We start from the raw sequence: 16,730 nt of genomic DNA on the forward strand, positions 1-16,730 counted from the left end.
TAAGATCTGCCTGTACGGCAGTATGGAGATCAGTGTTGAGAATCAAGACCGGCTAAAATCACGCGTCGTAGTGCAATGAAAAATGCCTGCACTCCTCCTTCTTCGTGTATTTCATCAACCGCGGTTTGCAGAAAAATTTCGGCATACGCCGGATCGGCGCGCAATTCCTCAATCATTGCGGCCTCGTGCCCAACGGCTGGATCGAATTCTTTATCGGGCTTCATAATTAACCCCATATCAACAATAACGTGGAACAATTTTTCCGTCAGGTCCGATAATCTCGCCATCGCTGTTGATGCTGTGATTATCTACCAGGCCCCGGCGAATATACTCGATAGAGCGCTTACTTCCGTAACGGGCCAAGGTCAAAGTGCAGTAATCACGGCCGCGATATTGTAGGGATGCCTGAATTGCTTTAAGGGCAGCCTGCGCGGTTTTACCCTGGGCACTGCCTGCATCGCATTCTGATTCATACAGAGCGATAAGCTCGGCAATTCTTATTTCAGAATTCATTTTAGCCATGCTCGCTAGGGAAGAATCTACCGTTCTGACACGATCGCCGAGCAGGGCAACCAGTTCTATGTCTATATTTTCTGGCAATGAGCGGCTGCCTTCGAGCCAGTACCTTATTGTGCGATCAGAAACGTTAAGCGCCTTTGCTACGTCGCTCGTAAAGTTAGAGCCATACGCTGCCTGGCAAATATTGCGGAATTCTTCTTTAGTCATTTTTGAGGGCCTTGATAATGTCGTCCAGGGTTTTTCTTTTTGAAAGCGATGGCAAATCTTTAAGTGTGTCGATTAAAGTACCGGCATAACCGCGGTAAAAATCGATAGCCTCAATTGTGGAATGTGCAACAGGCGCATACCCGGTAACACCCTGCTTTTCCGCGTATTCCATCATGTCGATAATATCATTGATGACTTTTGAGCATAGGTCGGCGGCATATAATTTTTGCTTAGCCGTGCCGCTCATTATCCCTTTAGCGCGAGCCCATTGAAGGCGGAGGCAGTAAGCAAAGTATTCTGATTTTTTACCGCCATGAATACTGGCTGCGTAGTCGGCTTGTTTCCATGCGTCGGTAGTAATGCGCTGATAATTAAATTTAGAAGTTTTCATTTTAAAGTCCTTTGACTGTTGGAGTGAGCTATCTCACCTCCCTTGAATACAATAATACAATGTTCCGAAATTCGGAACAAGAGATGTTTATCACAAATTAGCAAGGCTGCCGCATGGTGGCCTTTTTTATTCCCCTCATTCTGAGAGGACCACAGCAATAGAGGGGGCTTAATGTCCGAACCATTATCCGGCACCGTTGCGGCTGCCAGTGCATTAACCGGCGCCAGCCTTTATGGCCTTCTGACCGGAACAGATTACGGCGTTGTTTTTGGCGCATTTGCTGGTGCTGTTTTCTATGTGGCAACTGCCGCCGACCTGACAATCCTGCGAAGGTCGGCTTATTTCATCGTTTCTTACTTTGCGGGCGTATACGGTTCAGGCTTGGCAGGTTCGGCACTGGCTAGCCTGACGCACTACACAGAAAAGCCGCTGGATGCGCTCGGGGCAGTAATCCTTTCTGCTGTGGCAATCAAATTTCTGACTTTCTTCAGTGAGCAGGACCCGTTCGCGCTGCTTCAGAGGTGGAGAGGAGGGGCAAATGGTAAATGATCCTCTGGTGCTTACCAACGTTGTGGCATCCACGGCGATTGTTCTTCGCCTGATGATGTTTCGGAAGCCTGGCGGGAAACATAACTGGTGGGCGTCGTGGCTGGCCTACCTGATTATTCTGGCTTACGCGTCCGTGCCATTCCGTTTCCTGTTCGATTACTACCTTCACGTCCACTGGGCGTCGGTAATTATCAACTTAATCATCTGCGCCGCCGTGTTCCGTGCCCGGGGCAATGTGGCGCGGCTGTTCCAGGTACTGAGGCCAGAATGAACCAACAAAAATTTCAAAAGGCGGCTGGGTTAAGCGCCGGGTTAGCTGCGCGCTGGTTTCCACACATTGATGCAGCGATGCGCGAATTTGGCATTACCGCACCGGCAGACCAGGCGATGTTTATCGCGCAGGTCGGGCATGAGTCTGTTGGCTTTACCCGTCTGGTGGAAAGCTTTGACTACAGCATCAAAGGTCTGGACGGCTTCATCAAGGTAAAGCGAATCACCCAGGATCAGGCCAGTGCGTTAGGGCGTAAGGCGTATGAGAAAGTTTTGCCCCTCGAGCGTCAGCGGGCCATTGCGAACCTGGTGTACAGCAATCGACTCGGCAATAAAGCCGCTGGCGATGGCTGGAAATTTCGCGGTCGTGGGTTGATTCAGATTACCGGGCTGGAGAATTACCGCACCTGCGGCGCCGCGCTGAAGCTCGACCTCGTGACGTCACCGGAGTTGCTGGAGCAGGAGCAACACGCGGCACGCTCGGCTGCCTGGTTCTATACATCAAAAGGCTGCATGGCCTACGGCGCTGATATCCTCCGCGTCACGCGCATTATCAACGGTGGCCTGAACGGCATTGATGACCGCAAAGCCCGCTATAACAAAGCGCGGGCGGCGCTGCTGGTATGAAACTGCGATACCAGCTCATGATTGCGGCATTCGTCGTCAGCCTGGCTGGTGGGCTTGTCTGGGCTGCACTGCACTACCACGGCAAATATCTGGATGAGCAGCAGCGGGCCGACACAGCAGAGCACAGCCTGAGCCTGGCGAATGCCACAATTACCGACATGCAGGTGCGCCAGCGCGACGTGGCAGCCCTTGATGCTAAATACACACAGGAACTTGCTGATGCGAATGCTCAGAATGCTGCTTTGCAGCGCAGGCTTGATAATGGTGGCCGGGTGCTCGTCAAAGGAAAATGTCCAGTGCCAGCCTCAAACCAGTCCACCAGCTCCGGCAGCGTGGGCAATGATGCCAGTATCGAACTCTCAGACGTTGCTGGACGAAACGTTCTCAGTATCCGATCCGGAATTATCAGCGACCAGGCAAAAGTGAAATATCTGCAGGACTACATCAGGCAGCAGTGCTTGAAATAGGATAACCATGAACGAACAAGCAAACAAAATTCTCGCTGACCTGTTGCAGAAGGCCAGTAACGGCATTGATGCTGCGGTGTCATTCAGTCAGGCACAGATTCCAGACGTTGTGCACCAGTTGCTGGTGTGGAACTTTGCAGTAAGCATCATTTTTAGTCTGTTGGGTTCAGCGCTATTTGTGGCGGCTCAGTATGCGGTATGGCGCGGGATTAAGTATCTCCGAAAGCAGTGGGAAGGCGATGACATTATTGACCACCCTGAAGTGATTCCGATGGTCATGGCGTGGTTCCTGACATTAAGTCCTTTAGTGTGGGTTGATTTGGTATGGCTGAAAATCTGGCTCGCTCCAAAGCTTTACCTGATTGAGTACGCATCTCACCTGCTGAAGTAAATAATTCTCCGACAAGGGATAACGGTTAGCCACGCTGTGAAGCGTCGCGAAGCTGGCCCATCAACGGCAAGGATCATGAAATGATTGCTACTATCGGGACCATCCTCGTCTGGTCCATTATCGTTATTGCGGGCGCTGCTGGCCTACTGTTCGCATTCATCGGCTTTATGTTCTTTATCAACTGGCCGAAGTGACGCCGACGGCTAAGGCATTCACTGAGTGCCTGTGATAATGCTAGAGATTGTTATTGAGGTGGGTTGCTTTGGGCTACCGGACGACACCGATAAATACGCGCAAATGATATTCATTATCATTCACGGGTCCTTTCCGGCAAATCGACAGGCTACGGGGCGGCGTCCGCGCAGATTCTCGCTATTTATGAGATTTTCTGAGTTTTAGTCGTTTCCGTTCTTCTTCTTCGTAACCTGCTGAATTGATTAAATTCACCCCTTGTAAAGAAAGGAAGCCAGAAAGCCGCTCGGGTGCGGAATTGGTTGTGATCGTTTCCTTACCCCGTTTTTCGAGAAGGAGCGGTTCTTGAACGTCAATAAAAAACAACTTTCCGATATTTTTGGCGTCAGTGTTCGCACAATCCAGAACTGGCAGGATCAGGGTATGCCGGTTGCGAGCGGCGGCGGAAAAGGGAACGAGGTTCTTTATGATTCTGCCGCCGCAATCGAGTGGTACTCCGCAAGGGATGCTTCGATAGAAAACGAAAAACTCCGTAAGGAAGTTGAAGAGCTTCGTATTGCCGGAGAATCTGAACTTCAGCCCGGAACGATAGAGTACGAGCGATATCGACTCACCCGTGCACAGGCTGATGCTCAGGAATTAAAAAATGCCAAAGAATCCGCTGAAGTGGTGGAAACCGCATTCTGCACGTTCGTGCTGTCGCGGATAGCCGGAGAAATTGCCAGCATTCTCGACGGGATACCCCTGTCGGTACAGCGACGCTTTCCGGAGCTGGAAAACCGACACATTGATTTCCTGAAGAAGGACATCATTAAAGCCATGAACAAAGCTGCTGCGCTGGATGAAATGATACCGGGGTTGCTGAGTGACTATATCGAACAGTCAGGTTAACGGGCTACAGCACTCCGCACGTGCGGGGCTTCACTCGCTGTACCGGCCAGAACCGCAAACAGCGGTTGAATGGGCAGATGACAATTACTATCTTCCAAAAGAATCTGCTTATCAGGAAGGGCGATGGGAGACCCTGCCTTTTCAGCGCGCAATCATGAATGCAATGGGCAACGACTACATCCGTGAGGTTAACGTCGTTAAATCTGCCCGCGTCGGCTATTCAAAGATGTTGCTTGGCGTGTACGCCTACTTTATTGAACACAAGCAACGCAATTCGCTTATCTGGTTGCCCACTGATGGTGACGCCGAAAACTTCATGAAGTCCCATGTCGAACCCACCATACGCGATATTCCATCTTTGCTGGCCCTGGCACCGTGGTATGGCAAAAAGAACCGTAACAATACGCTGAGCATGAAGCGATTTTCGAACGGTCGGGGCTTCTGGTGCCTGGGCGGTAAAGCGGCAAAGAATTATCGTGAAAAATCGGTCGATGTTGCTGGCTATGATGAACTGGCAGCATTTGATGATGATATTGAAAAAGAAGGCTCGCCAACATTTCTGGGTGACAAGCGTATTGAGGGTTCGGTATGGCCCAAATCGATACGTGGTTCAACACCAAAGGTGCGTGGCACATGCCAGATAGAGCGCGCGGCCAGTGAGTCTCAGCATTACATGCGCTTTCACGTCGCCTGTCCGCACTGTGGAGAAGAGCAGTTTCTTAAATTTGGTGACAAGGAAACGCCGTTCGGGTTCAAGTGGGCCCCGGGCGAACCCTCCGGTGTTTTTTATCTCTGCGAGCATAACGCCTGCGTTATTAAACAACAGGAACTGGATTTCACCGATGCCCGTTACATTTGTGACATTACAGGCATCTGGACGCGCGACGGTCTGAACTGGTTTTCTTCATCAGGTACCGAGATTGATCCCCCTGACAGTGTAACGTTTCACATCTGGACCGCGTACAGCCCGTTCACCACATGGGTTCAGATCGTCAAAGACTGGATGAAAACGAAAGGCGATACCGGCAAACGCAAAACGTTCGTAAACACCACGTTGGGCGAAACGTGGGAGCCGAAAATCGGTGAGCGGCCCGACGCTGATGTGATGGCTGAACGTAAGGAACATTTTGGCGCCGCGGTACCGGAGCGCGTCGCTTACCTGACTGCCGGAATAGACTCACAGCTAGACCGTTACGAAATGCGTGTCTGGGGCTGGGGGCCGGGGGAAGAAAGCTGGCTGATTGACCGGCATATCATCATGGGCCGCCACGATGATGAAGCGACCCTGCAGAGGGTGGATGAGGCCATTAACAAGACCTATACCCGACAGAACGGCATGGAAATGTCGGTATCCCGCATCTGCTGGGATATCGGGGGGATTGATCCAACCATTGTCTACAACCGGTCGAAAAAACTCGGCCTGTTTCGCGTTATCCCGGTCAAAGGGGCCTCAGTCTACGGTAAACCAGTCGCTAACATGCCGCGTAAGCGAAACAAGAACGGCGTTTATCTGACGGAAGTAGGCACTGATACCGCTAAAGAGCAGATTTACAACCGCTTCACGCTGGTTTCGGAAGGTGACGAGCCCCTTGCGGGTGCGGTGCATTTCCCCAATAACCCCGAAATCTACGATCTGGCCGAGGCTCAGCAGCTTACCGCTGAAGAGCAGGTCGAAAAATGGGTTGACGGTAAGAGGAAAATTCTCTGGGACAGCAAGAAACGGCGTAACGAGGCACTCGACTGCTTTGTGTATGCGCTGGCGGCGCTTCGGATAAGTGTTTCACGCTGGCAGCTCAACCTTGATTCGCTTTTGTCCAGCCTGCTGGAGGAAGACAGCTCACGTAAAAATAACAAGACCCTGGCGGATTACGCCCGGGCATTAGCCGGAGAAGAATAATGGCGACACAGGCCGAACTGGATAGCGCTCGTACTGCGTTGCATGACCTCATGACGGGTAAGCGGGTCGCGACGGTACAGAAAGATGGTCGCAGGGTGGAATTTACAGCCACCAGTGTCACTGACCTGAAAAAATATATCGCCGATCTGGAAGTGCAGGTCGGAATCACTCAACGGCGCCGGCCCCCGGCAGGATTTTACGTATGAAATCACCAGCACTATTAGGTCCGGACGGCAGAACATCACTGCGGGAATATGCCGGCTACCACGGTGGCGCTGGTGGCTTTGGCGGACAGTTGCGATCATGGAATCCACCTTCAGAAAGTGCAGACGCGGCGCTATTACCCAATTTTGTACGGGGCAATGCACGGGCAGATGATTTAGTCCGGAATAATGGTTATGCCGCGAACGCTGTGCAGTTACATCAGGACCACATTGTGGGGTCTTTTTTTCGTCTGAGTCACCGACCAAGCTGGCGTTTTCTGGGGATTGCCGAAGAGGAAGCGCGTGCATTTTCGCGTGAAGTGGAAGCGGCATGGAAAGAATTTGCTGAAGACGACTGCTGCTATATCGACGTCGAGCGCAAACGAACATTTACCATGATGATCCGTGAAGGTGTGGCGATGCATGCTTTTAACGGTGAATTATGTGTGCAGGCGGCGTGGGACAGCAGTACCAGCAGGCTTTTCCGCACGCAGTTCAAGATGGTCAGTCCGAAACGCATCAGCAACCCCAATAACCGGGGAGATTCACAAAATTGTCGTGCCGGCGTGGCGATCGATAATGCTGGTGCTGCGATCGGCTATCACGTCAGCGATGACGATTATCCTGGCTGGATGTCACAGAAATGGACCTACGTCCCCCGGGAGTTATCCAGTGGACGGACATCATTTATTCATGTGTTTGAGCCACTGGAAGACGGACAAACGCGTGGGGCCAACGTGTTTTACAGCGTAATGGAGCAGATGAAAATGCTCGATACGCTGCAGAACACCCAGCTTCAGAGTGCCATTGTTAAAGCCATGTATGCCGCCACCATTGAGAGCGAACTGGATACACAAACGGCGATGGACTTCATTCTGGGTGCTGACAACAAAGAGCAGCAGAGCAGAATGACGGGGTGGCTGGGTGAAATGGCCTCCTATTATTCTGCGGCCCCCGTGCGGCTTGGTGGGGCTAAAGTTCCGCACCTGATGCCGGGTGATTCTCTTAATCTCCAGTCTGCACAGGATACCGATAACGGCTATTCGAGTTTCGAGCAGTCCCTGTTGCGTTATATCTCTGCCGGATTGGGTGTTTCCTATGAGCAGCTCTCGCGTAACTATTCCCAGATGAGCTATTCCACGGCGCGCGCCAGCGCAAACGAATCCTGGGCCTTCTTTATGGGGCGCCGCAAATTTGTCGCCTCCCGTCAGGCGTGCCAGATGTTTCTGTGCTGGCTGGAGGAAGCCATTGTGCGCCGCGTGGTTACGCTTCCTGCGAAAGCACGTTTCAGCTTCCAGGAGGCGCGAAGCGCGTGGGGTAACTGCGACTGGATCGGTTCCGGCCGTATGGCAATCGACGGGCTTAAAGAGGTGCAGGAAGCCGTCATGCTGATTGAAGCAGGCCTGAGCACCTATGAGAAAGAATGCGCCAAACGTGGTGAGGATTATCAGGAAATCTTTGCCCAGCAGGTACGCGAAACGATGGAGCGCCGCACTGCCGGTCTTAAACCACCAACCTGGGCTGCTTCTGCGTTTCAGTCCGGCCTGAATAATTCCCGTAAGGAGGAGCAGGATGACGCCCGAGCTGCGTAATCTCCCGCACATTGCCAGTATGGCCTTCAATGAGCCGCTGTTACTTGAACCCGCCTATGCGCGGGTTTTCTTTTGCGCGCTGGCTGGCCAGCTTGGCATTTCTCGTCTGACCGATTCGGTTTCAGGCATCTCTCTGGGTGCTGAGCAAATGGCGGAGCCGCTGGCGCTGTTTGGCGATGACGACACAGGTCCACGGCCGGCACGTAGTTATCAGGTAGCTAATGGCATCGCCGTGTTGCCGGTGTCCGGCACGCTGGTCAGCAAAACCCGCTCGCTTCAGCCGTATTCCGGAATGACAGGTTACAACGGCATTATTGCCCGCCTGCAACAGGCCATAAGCGATCCCGGTGTTGACGGTATTCTGCTGGATATGGACACACCTGGCGGCATGGTTGCAGGAGCGTTTGATTGTGCGGATATCATTGCCCGCGCGCGTGAAATCAAACCCGTCTGGGCTCTGGCAAATGACATGAACTGCAGCGCCGGGCAGTTGATCGCCAGCGCGGCATCGCGAAGGCTGGTTACCCAGACCGCAAGAACGGGGTCAATTGGCGTAATGATGGCCCACAGTAATTACGGGGCCGCGCTGAAAACCCAGGGAGTGGAAGTCACGTTGATTTACAGCGGTGAACATAAAGTCGCTGGCAACCCTTATGAAAAGCTGCCGAAGGACGTGCGTGCAGATTTTCAGGCGCGAATAGATGCTACCCGTCAGATGTTTGCTGAAAAGGTTGCCGGATATACGGGGATCTCTGTGCAGGCCGTACTGGATACGGAAGCCGCCGTCTTTAACGGTCAGGAGTCCATTGATAACGGGCTTGCTGACGAACTCGTCAATAACACCGACGCGCTCAGCGTGATGCGCGATGCACTCGATAAACGCAAGAAAATTACTTCTGGAGGAAATATGTCAGCAACTACTGCATCCGCAGCAGCCACTATACCCACCGTCACCACCAGCGATAACGTCGCAGAAAATACCAGCGATGCAGCTTCATCTGTCACCACAGCGGCAGCGGCCCCGGAACAGCATGATTTTAGCGCGCAAGTTACCGCTGCGGTAGCCGCTGAAAATGGCCGCATTATGGGTATTCTGAACTGTGAAGAGGCTCAGGGTCGTGAAGCGCAGGCTCGCGCCCTGGCGGAAACGCCGGGTATGACCGTTGAAAGCGCACAGCGTATTCTCGCGGCCGCGCCACAAAGCGCACAGGCCCGTACCGATACCGCTCTGGACCGCCTGATGGACACCGCGCCCGGCGCGCTAACGGCAGGCAATCCGGCAGCCGATGTCGGTGACGATTTGTTAAACACTCCCGTATAAGAGGCTCTCATGGCAATTATAGAAAACTTTGAACACGTACAGCCGCTTGGCAACAGCGATCCGGCACACACTGGTTATGCGCCCGGCGAACTGACTGCAACTACACCGGCACTGACGCCGCTGATGCTGGATGCCACCTCCGGAAAATTGACGGTATGGGATGGGCAAAATGCGGGTGAAGCCACGGGTATTCTTGCAATTGCGGCTAATCAGAACAGTGCCGAACTTTGTTTCTTTAAGTCCGGAACATTCCGTATTGAAAACATTCTGTGGCCTTCAGAGGTAACTGACGAAAACAAAAAGCGCAATGCCTTCGCCGGAACAGCGATCAGCATCGTCTAACCCCTTAACTCAAAAGTAACCATCATCCATAAAGGCCGCCTGCGCGGCTTTTTTTACGGGAAAAATCTATGTCCATTTACACCACAGCCCAGTTGATCGCGGTTAATGAGAAGAAATTCAAATTCGATCCGCTGTTCCTGCGTATTTTCTTCCGCGAGAGCTACCCGTTTTCCACCGAGAAAGTGTATCTCTCACAAATTCCTGGACTGGTAAACATGGCGCTTTACGTTTCGCCAATTGTAGCCGGCAAGGTTATCCGTACCCGGGGCGGTGCCACTTCTGAATTTACACCGGGGTATGTTAAGCCGAAGCACGAAGTGAACCCGCAGATGACGCTTCGCCGCCTGCCTGATGAAGATCCACAAAATCTGGCAGACCCTGCCTATCGCCGCCGCCGCATCATCCTTCAGAACATGAAAGATGAAGAGCTGGCGATTGCACAGGTCGAAGAGAAGCAAGCAATTGAAGCTGTGCTCTATGGGAAATACACCATGAGCGGAGAAGCCTTTGAGCCAGTAGAAGTCGATATGGGCCGCAGCGCCGGCAATAACATCATTCAGGCGGGGGCAGCAGCATGGTCCGCCCGTGACAAAAAAACCTATGATCCGACCGATGATATTGAAGCCTATTCGCTTAACGCCAGCGGCACAATCAACATTATCGTGTTCGATCCGAAGGGCTGGGCGTTGTTCCGCTCTTTCGACGCGGTGAAGGAGAAGCTGGATACGCGTCGCGGCTCTAACTCCGAGCTGGAAACCGCTCTGAAAGACCTGGGTGAAGCCGTTTCTTATAAGGGCATGTTCGGCGATGTGGCCATTGTTGTTTACGCAGGCCAGCTTGTTGAAAATGACGTCAAAAAGAACGCTCTGCCAGACCTGTCGATGGTGCTGGGTAATACCCAGGCGCGTGGCCTGCGAACCTATGGCTGCATTATGGATGTAGATGCCCAGCGCGAAGGTATCAACGCCTCAACGCGCTACCCGAAGAACTGGGTACAGACGGGTGACCCGGCGCGCGAGTTCACCATGATTCAGTCAGCCCCGCTGATGCTGCTGGCAGACCCGGACGCGTTCGTTTCAGTAAAACTCGCGTAATCCTGGCCCTTCGGGGCCGTTTCTTTTTCCGGAGAGAATTTCATGAATAAAGATGAACTGATTGCACGCCTTAAGGCATTGGGTGAGCAGCTTAACCGCGATGTAAGCCTGGCGGGTTCAAAAGAAGATCTGGCGTTGCGGATTGCTGAGCTGGAAGAGGAACTGGACGGTGATGAGCAGCCCGACGGCGACGAAACCACAGCGCAAACCAGTGACACTACCGTTGCTGACAGTTTAACCGCTCCGACAGGCAACGCATCTGAAACATCCAAATCTACCGTTTCGGATCAGACTGCAGGTGAACTGGTGACGGTTGAAACACTGTTCAACCTGCACATCGATGCGCTGCACGCTACAAAAAACGAGCGGGTAGCGATTGCAGCACCCGGCGCTGTTATCCGTGTGGCCTCAGATATTGCTGACTCTCTGGTAGAGCAGGATCTGGCACGTCATCGCTGACAGGAGGCGCCGTGGCTGTTTTCGATAATCTCTTTGACGCGGCCATAACCCGGGCTGACGAAACTATCCGCGGCGTCATGGGTACTGTCGCGCGCGTCACTTCAGGCGTGCTGGATGGCCTGGACATCAGTGGTGTGTTCGAGGACCCGGAAAATATCGGCTACGCGGGCGGTGGCGTCAGGATTGAAGGGACCAGCCCGTCACTGTTCGTTAAGTCCGTCGATGTTCACGGGCTTAAACGTTACGACACCTTAATGATTCATTCGGCAGTTTACTGGGTTGATCGCATCGCGCCTGATGACTGCGGTAGCCGCTATATCTGGCTGGGTACCGGTACACCACCAGCGGGAAACCGGCGCCGTTAAGGGGATAAACATGTCCATCAAAGGGCTGGAACAGGCTATTGCTAACCTGAACAGCATCAGTAAAACAGCAGTACCCCGCGCCTCGTCACAGGCGGTGAACCGTATAGCCACGCGCGCCATTAATCAGAGCGTATCGGTTGTCGCCAGAGATACAAAGGTGCCACGCAAGCTTGTTAAGCAGCGTGCCCGGCTACGGCGCGCAACCGTTCGTAAACCGCGCGCCATGATCCGCGTGAACCGGGGTAATCTTCCGGCAATCAAGCTGGGTCCGGCCAGTGTTCGCCTGTCCCGGCGTAAGCGGGATAAAAAAGGCGCCCGAAGCGAGCTGCGAGTCGGTCGTTTCCGATTCCCGGGGGCATTTATTCAGCAACTGGCGAATGGCCGCTGGCATGTAATGCAGCGCACCGCGAAACCCCGCTATCCAATCAAAGTTGTCAGCATTCCTCTGGCTGCACCGTTGACCACAGCGTTTAAAGAGACGCTGCCAAAACTGGTGGAGCGGGATATGCCGGCTGCCCTGCAGGCAAACCTGAAAAATCAACTGAGGCTAATCCTCACAAAATGAAACATACCGATATCCGACAGGCCGTTATCGCGGCGCTTGAAGAGGTGGCCGGAGATGATGCGATTTTCTTCGACGGGCGTCCCGTGGTTTTCGAGGAAAGTGATTTTCCGGCGGTGGCGGTTTATCTGACCGATGCGCAGTACACAGGAGAAGATCTGGACGCTGATACCTGGAATGCAGTGCTGCACATTGAACTTTTTCTTCCCGCCCAGGTGCCGGATTCTGAACTTGATGAGTGGATGGAATCCCGCATTTATCCGGCTCTCACCCATATTCCGGCGCTGGCCGGACTAATCACTTTGATGGTTCAGCAGGGCTATGACTACCAGCGCGACGACGATCTGGGGTTATGGAGTTCTGCCGATCTGAAATATTCCATTACCTACGAAATGTGAGGAAATCATGCCTATACCATCTCCACTTGAACCGGTTAAAGGCGCCGGCACCACGTTATGGATTTATACCGGCAACGGCGACCCCTACGCGAATCCCCAGTCTGATACCGACTGGCTCCGCACGGCAAAAATTAAAGATCTGACTCCGGGAGAGCTGACCGCCGAATCGTACGATGACACTTATCTCGACGATCCGGATGCCGACTGGGCCAATACAGGTCAGGGCGAGAAGTCAGCCGGGGAGGCGAGTTTTAACCTGGCCTGGAAACCGGGCGAAAGCGGCCAGCAAAATCTGATTGACTGGTTTTATGCCGGCGATGTACGCGCCTATAAAATCAAATACCCGAACGGTACCGTTGATGTATTCAAGGGGTGGGTAAGCAGCCTGGGTAAAACCATCCCGGCAAAAGAAGTGATTACCCGTAGCGTAAAAATCAGCAACAACGGCAAGCCGTCGCTGGCGGAAGAAACCCGCGCGGAAAATGTCGCAGTCACGGGGATAACACTCGATAAGTCAACTTCGGCCATTGCGGTTGGCGCAACGGATACCGTTAACGTAACCGTAAATCCCGCAGGCGCCACAGATAAGACCTTCCGGGTGTCCAGTTCGGACCCGGCGAAAGTTACCGTCACTGTTAATGGCAATGTGCTGACCATTAAAGGCAAGGCTGCTGGCCCATCAGATGTTGTGGTCATGACAAACGACGGTCTGTTTGTGGGTATCTGCAAAGTTACCGTTTCCTGATTAAAGGGGTTTCGGCCCCGTCTCCCGGAGCACATATGTTTCTTAAATCCGAACTGCTTGCTTTTGGCGTGCATACCGTCACGCTCTATGAACTTTCTGCACTCCATCGCATTGCGCATCTCGAGTACATCGCCGAAGAAGAAAAAAAACTGCCGGAAGGTGTGAGTGATAACGAACTGTATCCGCTGCTGGTGGCGCGCAATATTCGTGTCGGTGCCCGCGTGGTGGCGATGTCTCTCCGACAGGGTGATATGGAGGGGCCCGATGTCGAAACCCTGCATAAACAGGTTCTGTCTGCCTGGCCTCCTGAAATGATCGGTAGCGCGGAGTTTCTGATAAAGAAACTGTCCGACATGCTCCCGGCGGAGAAAGAGCAGGAGCCAGGCGAAGATGCTGAAGAAGATGAAGAGGTTATGACAGCGGAAAAGCCTACGCCGGCGAGCTGAAATTTGTCATGAAGCTGGCGAGGGAATTTAACCGCCCTGACTGGCGAGACATGCTCGCCGGCATGTCTTCTTCTGAGCTTGCAGAGTGGGGGCGTTTTTACCAGCATCAGTATTTTGAAAGCGATTTGCTCGACTCCCACTTCTCCCGCTTAAGTCATCTGGTCGTGTCCCTTATCTGTAAGGACGCCGACATCACTCCGCGTAATTTTAGTCTTCTCAATCCACCGGCCCTGCCGCCTGCGGAAATGGGCGACGAAACCATGATGTCACTCGCTGAAAGTTTAGGAGGTATGCGCTATGGCCCAGGCAGTGGGTGATCTGGTTGTTAATCTTGATGTGGATTCGACAAAATTCACTGAACAGGTTGAGTACACCAAAAAAGCGTTAAAGGGAGCGGGGACAGCAGCAAACGATGCTGCGCTTCAGGTACAGCAGTCTTTCTCCCGGCAGGAACTGGCCGCGCGCCGGGTCGGTCTGTCTGTCGGGCAATACAGTAACGCCATGCGTATGCTGCCAGCCCAGTTCACCGACGTCGCCACGCAGTTAGCCGGCGGGCAAAGCCCCTGGCTGATCCTGCTTCAGCAGGGCGGACAGGTAAAAGATTCCTTTGGTGGTCTGATCCCTACGTTCCGTGCATTGCTGGGGAGCATCTCTCCTGTCATGTTGGGCGTTGGCGCTCTTGCCACCGCAACCGGCGCGCTTGCTTACTCGTTCTACCAGGGCTCCGCCACGCTTTCAGATTTCAATAAAACCCTCGTTCTTTCTGGTAACCGTGCCGGGCTTACTGCGCAGCAGATGCTCAACATCGCCGCTGCGGGGGAAAAATCCGGACTGACGTTCAACCAGTCCAGTGAAGCGCTGGTCGCGCTGGTCAACTCTGGCGTGCGTGCCAGGGCAAAATTTGACGATCTTACGAAGTCAGTCTCCCGGTTCACAGAAGCCTCTGGTCTGCCAGTAGACAAGGTTGCGGAAGCGTTTGGCAAGCTGACCAGCGATCCGACATCTGGTCTGATTGCTATGGCGCAGCAATTCCATAATGTAACCGCTGAACAGATAGCCCACGTCGCGGCACTCCAGCGGGCGGGCGATGCTGCAGGCGCGCTGCAGGCGGCAAATGATGCGGCCACCGCCGGATTTAACCGGCAGACGGAATCTATCCGCGGCAACATGGGTACCATCGAGAAAGCGGCAGATTCTCTTTCTCGTGCTTTCAAATCCATGTGGGATGCGGCGCTGGATATTGGTCGTCCTGATACCTCAGAGCAGATGTTGAAAAAAGCACAGGATGCTTTTGATCGTGCTGACCAAATCTGGAATCTGCGTAAAAACGATTCTTTCGTTAATGATGATGCCCGCGCCCGCTACTGGACTGACAGGGAGCAGGCACGGCTGGCGCTGGATATGGCGCAGCAGCAGGCCAGAAACTCTCAGGTTGGGGCAGAAAATGCGAAGCGTGAAGCTGTGGCTGAAGCTGACAAGCTGAAATACGCCCAGCAGGCACAGGCGAATTACAGCAAAACGCAGTCAGCCCTTGAGAAATACACCGACCGTCAGAACGAACTGAACAAGGCGTTAAAAGAGGGCCGCATTGTTCAGGCTGATTACAACACCAACATGGCGGCGGCTAAGAAGGAATATGAAGACTCCCTCAAGAAACCGGCGAAGGCCCGTACGTCGGGTGGCGTAAAACTCACTGATACCACCAGTGCGCAGACACTTGAACTGCAGACCCAACTGCAGGTGCTGACGCAGCATAAAAATATCACTGACACCATCAGCCAGCAGCGGCAGCAACTCTGGAAGCAGCAGGCGAGGTTTTCGATTCTGGAGCAGGCCTCCCGCACCCGGACCCTGACAGATGATGAAAAATCCCTGCTGGCGAATAAAGACAAGGTGCTTGCTCAGGCAGAAATCAATGCCCGTCTCGGCGACCAGATCGTTATTCAGGAAAGGCTCAACCGCCTGCAGGATGCATCGCAAAAATATGTGACGCAGATGGGGGAAAAGACCCGGGCGCTTACAGACAGTGCCAGCCTTGGCAGCCGCCAGACGCAACGGCGCATGGAAGAGGCGCAGCTCCTGCAGGGCTGGAAGAATGCGGGAGGCTCTGAGGGAGACAGTGGTTACCAGAACGAACTTGAGGCGCTGCGCAATTATTATGGTGAACAGGACCAGTTGCGCGGTGACTGGCTGGCGGGGGCGAAAACGGCCTGGGCTGATTATGCGGATTCAGCGGCAGATGCTTACGGCCAAATGAAGTCGGTTGGGGCTGCAGCCTTTGATGGACTGGGCAACAGCCTTGCCAACATGGCGATGACGGGCAAAGCGCGCTTCTCCGATCTCACCAAATCCATTCTGGGCATGTTGACGCAGATCCTGATGAAGCAGGCGCTGGTCGGCATGGTCAGCTCGGCCACCTCGGCTATGGGTTTTGCTGGTGGCGGTTATACCGGCTCAGGCGGGAAGTATGAGCCTGCCGGGGTGGTTCACCGGGGAGAATTTGTCTTTACCAAAGAGGCTACCAGCCGAATCGGCGTGGGAAATCTTTATCAGATGATGCGTGGTTATGCTTCGGGCGGTTATGTCGGAAATTCATCAACTTCTGCCGCTGCTCCGTTCGGCGTCAGCGTCTATGCACCGGTAACCGTTCAGACAGCGCAGGATTCAGGCCAGCAACCAAATAGCGACCAGTTGGGCCGCGCCTATCAACAGGTGATCGACAAATCGGTGACCGAAGGTATTACGAAGGCAATCCGTCCCGGAGGTCTTATCTGGAGCGCTAATAACCGGCGGTGATAACTC

Annotated in this window: 23 protein-coding genes; 20 read left to right on the top strand and 3 right to left on the bottom strand. The window is 53.6% G+C overall.

From position 1 onward, the window contains the following. Positions 1-29: 29 nt before the first annotated feature. From MUA00_RS05210 to MUA00_RS05220, 3 genes are read right to left on the bottom strand one after another with little or no spacing between them, the layout of a single operon-like run. Positions 30-224, bottom strand: coding sequence for a hypothetical protein (locus MUA00_RS05210; protein ID WP_271121976.1), 195 nt, complete (start codon positions 222-224; stop codon positions 30-32). A 13-nt stretch (positions 225-237) separates the two neighbouring features. Further along, the gene (locus MUA00_RS05215; protein WP_271121975.1) at positions 238-726 is read right to left on the bottom strand and encodes a hypothetical protein; all 489 of its coding nucleotides are present in this window, start codon (positions 724-726) and stop codon (positions 238-240) included. Continuing rightward, positions 719-1,117 carry a hypothetical protein gene (locus tag MUA00_RS05220; RefSeq protein WP_271121974.1) on the bottom strand — a complete coding sequence of 133 codons (399 nt, stop codon included), beginning with the start codon at positions 1,115-1,117 and terminating at the stop codon, positions 719-721. The genes MUA00_RS05215 and MUA00_RS05220 overlap by 8 nt, the downstream gene beginning before the upstream one ends. A gap of 171 nt (positions 1,118-1,288) precedes the next feature. Between MUA00_RS05220 and MUA00_RS05225 the strand changes: the two genes are divergently transcribed. The 20 genes from MUA00_RS05225 (at position 1,289) to MUA00_RS05320 (ending at position 16,724) form a co-directional block, all read left to right on the top strand. Continuing rightward, positions 1,289-1,666, top strand: coding sequence for a phage holin family protein (locus MUA00_RS05225; RefSeq protein ID WP_271121973.1), 378 nt, complete (start codon positions 1,289-1,291; stop codon positions 1,664-1,666). Beyond that, positions 1,656-1,937: a phage holin family protein gene (locus tag MUA00_RS05230; RefSeq protein ID WP_271121972.1), complete on the top strand. Its 282-nt coding sequence runs from the start codon at positions 1,656-1,658 to the stop codon at positions 1,935-1,937. The genes MUA00_RS05225 and MUA00_RS05230 overlap by 11 nt, the downstream gene beginning before the upstream one ends. Then, positions 1,934-2,563 carry a glycoside hydrolase family 19 protein gene (locus tag MUA00_RS05235; RefSeq protein WP_271121971.1) on the top strand — a complete coding sequence of 210 codons (630 nt, stop codon included), beginning with the start codon at positions 1,934-1,936 and terminating at the stop codon, positions 2,561-2,563. Before MUA00_RS05230 ends, MUA00_RS05235 begins: the two co-directional genes overlap by 4 nt. Then, positions 2,560-3,030: a lysis protein gene (locus MUA00_RS05240; protein ID WP_271121970.1), complete on the top strand. Its 471-nt coding sequence runs from the start codon at positions 2,560-2,562 to the stop codon at positions 3,028-3,030. Before MUA00_RS05235 ends, MUA00_RS05240 begins: the two co-directional genes overlap by 4 nt. A 7-nt stretch (positions 3,031-3,037) precedes the next feature. Continuing rightward, the gene (locus MUA00_RS05245) at positions 3,038-3,421 is read left to right on the top strand and encodes a hypothetical protein (RefSeq protein ID WP_271121969.1); all 384 of its coding nucleotides are present in this window, start codon (positions 3,038-3,040) and stop codon (positions 3,419-3,421) included. A gap of 537 nt (positions 3,422-3,958) precedes the next feature. Further along, positions 3,959-4,504, top strand: a complete 546-nt coding sequence (locus tag MUA00_RS05250; protein WP_271121968.1) for a terminase small subunit — start codon at positions 3,959-3,961, stop codon at positions 4,502-4,504. Beyond that, the gene (locus MUA00_RS05255) at positions 4,479-6,401 is read left to right on the top strand and encodes a phage terminase large subunit family protein (RefSeq protein WP_271121967.1); all 1,923 of its coding nucleotides are present in this window, start codon (positions 4,479-4,481) and stop codon (positions 6,399-6,401) included. Before MUA00_RS05250 ends, MUA00_RS05255 begins: the two co-directional genes overlap by 26 nt. Beyond that, complete coding sequence (locus tag MUA00_RS05260; protein ID WP_271121966.1) at positions 6,401-6,607, top strand: phage head-tail joining protein; 207 nt, start codon at positions 6,401-6,403, stop codon at positions 6,605-6,607. The genes MUA00_RS05255 and MUA00_RS05260 overlap by 1 nt, the downstream gene beginning before the upstream one ends. Beyond that, the gene (locus MUA00_RS05265; protein ID WP_271121965.1) at positions 6,604-8,196 is read left to right on the top strand and encodes a phage portal protein; all 1,593 of its coding nucleotides are present in this window, start codon (positions 6,604-6,606) and stop codon (positions 8,194-8,196) included. The genes MUA00_RS05260 and MUA00_RS05265 overlap by 4 nt, the downstream gene beginning before the upstream one ends. Continuing rightward, positions 8,177-9,517 carry a S49 family peptidase gene (locus tag MUA00_RS05270; RefSeq protein ID WP_271121964.1) on the top strand — a complete coding sequence of 447 codons (1,341 nt, stop codon included), beginning with the start codon at positions 8,177-8,179 and terminating at the stop codon, positions 9,515-9,517. The genes MUA00_RS05265 and MUA00_RS05270 overlap by 20 nt, the downstream gene beginning before the upstream one ends. 9 nt (positions 9,518-9,526) lie before the next feature. Further along, the gene (locus MUA00_RS05275) at positions 9,527-9,859 is read left to right on the top strand and encodes a head decoration protein (protein ID WP_271121963.1); all 333 of its coding nucleotides are present in this window, start codon (positions 9,527-9,529) and stop codon (positions 9,857-9,859) included. Positions 9,860-9,927: 68 nt separating this feature from the next. Next, positions 9,928-10,953, top strand: a complete 1,026-nt coding sequence (locus tag MUA00_RS05280) for a major capsid protein (RefSeq protein ID WP_271121962.1) — start codon at positions 9,928-9,930, stop codon at positions 10,951-10,953. A 42-nt stretch (positions 10,954-10,995) separates the two neighbouring features. Further along, a complete protein-coding gene (gene gpFI, locus MUA00_RS05285; protein WP_271121961.1) occupies positions 10,996-11,412 on the top strand; it encodes a DNA-packaging protein FI in 417 nt (138 codons plus the stop codon). A gap of 11 nt (positions 11,413-11,423) precedes the next feature. After that, entirely contained in the window at positions 11,424-11,777 is a 354-nt protein-coding gene (locus MUA00_RS05290) for a head-tail joining protein (protein WP_271121960.1), read from the top strand. Between the two features lie 10 nt (positions 11,778-11,787). Beyond that, positions 11,788-12,342, top strand: a complete 555-nt coding sequence (locus tag MUA00_RS05295; RefSeq protein WP_271121959.1) for a phage tail protein — start codon at positions 11,788-11,790, stop codon at positions 12,340-12,342. Further along, entirely contained in the window at positions 12,339-12,737 is a 399-nt protein-coding gene (locus tag MUA00_RS05300; protein ID WP_271121958.1) for a phage minor tail U family protein, read from the top strand. The genes MUA00_RS05295 and MUA00_RS05300 overlap by 4 nt, the downstream gene beginning before the upstream one ends. Before the next feature lie 7 nt (positions 12,738-12,744). Continuing rightward, positions 12,745-13,482, top strand: a complete 738-nt coding sequence (locus tag MUA00_RS05305; protein WP_271121957.1) for a phage tail protein — start codon at positions 12,745-12,747, stop codon at positions 13,480-13,482. Positions 13,483-13,517: 35 nt separating this feature from the next. Continuing rightward, positions 13,518-13,928, top strand: a complete 411-nt coding sequence (gene gpG / locus MUA00_RS05310; protein WP_271121956.1) for a phage tail assembly chaperone G — start codon at positions 13,518-13,520, stop codon at positions 13,926-13,928. Between the two features lie 8 nt (positions 13,929-13,936). After that, positions 13,937-14,245: a phage tail assembly protein T gene (locus MUA00_RS05315; RefSeq protein ID WP_271121955.1), complete on the top strand. Its 309-nt coding sequence runs from the start codon at positions 13,937-13,939 to the stop codon at positions 14,243-14,245. Then, a complete protein-coding gene (locus MUA00_RS05320; protein ID WP_271121954.1) occupies positions 14,226-16,724 on the top strand; it encodes a phage tail tape measure protein in 2,499 nt (832 codons plus the stop codon). The genes MUA00_RS05315 and MUA00_RS05320 overlap by 20 nt, the downstream gene beginning before the upstream one ends. The last annotated feature ends 6 nt before the right edge of the window (positions 16,725-16,730 follow it).

Source organism: Dryocola boscaweniae (assembly GCF_025215095.1).
GTDB classification, from domain to species: Bacteria; Pseudomonadota; Gammaproteobacteria; order Enterobacterales; family Enterobacteriaceae; genus Dryocola; species Dryocola boscaweniae.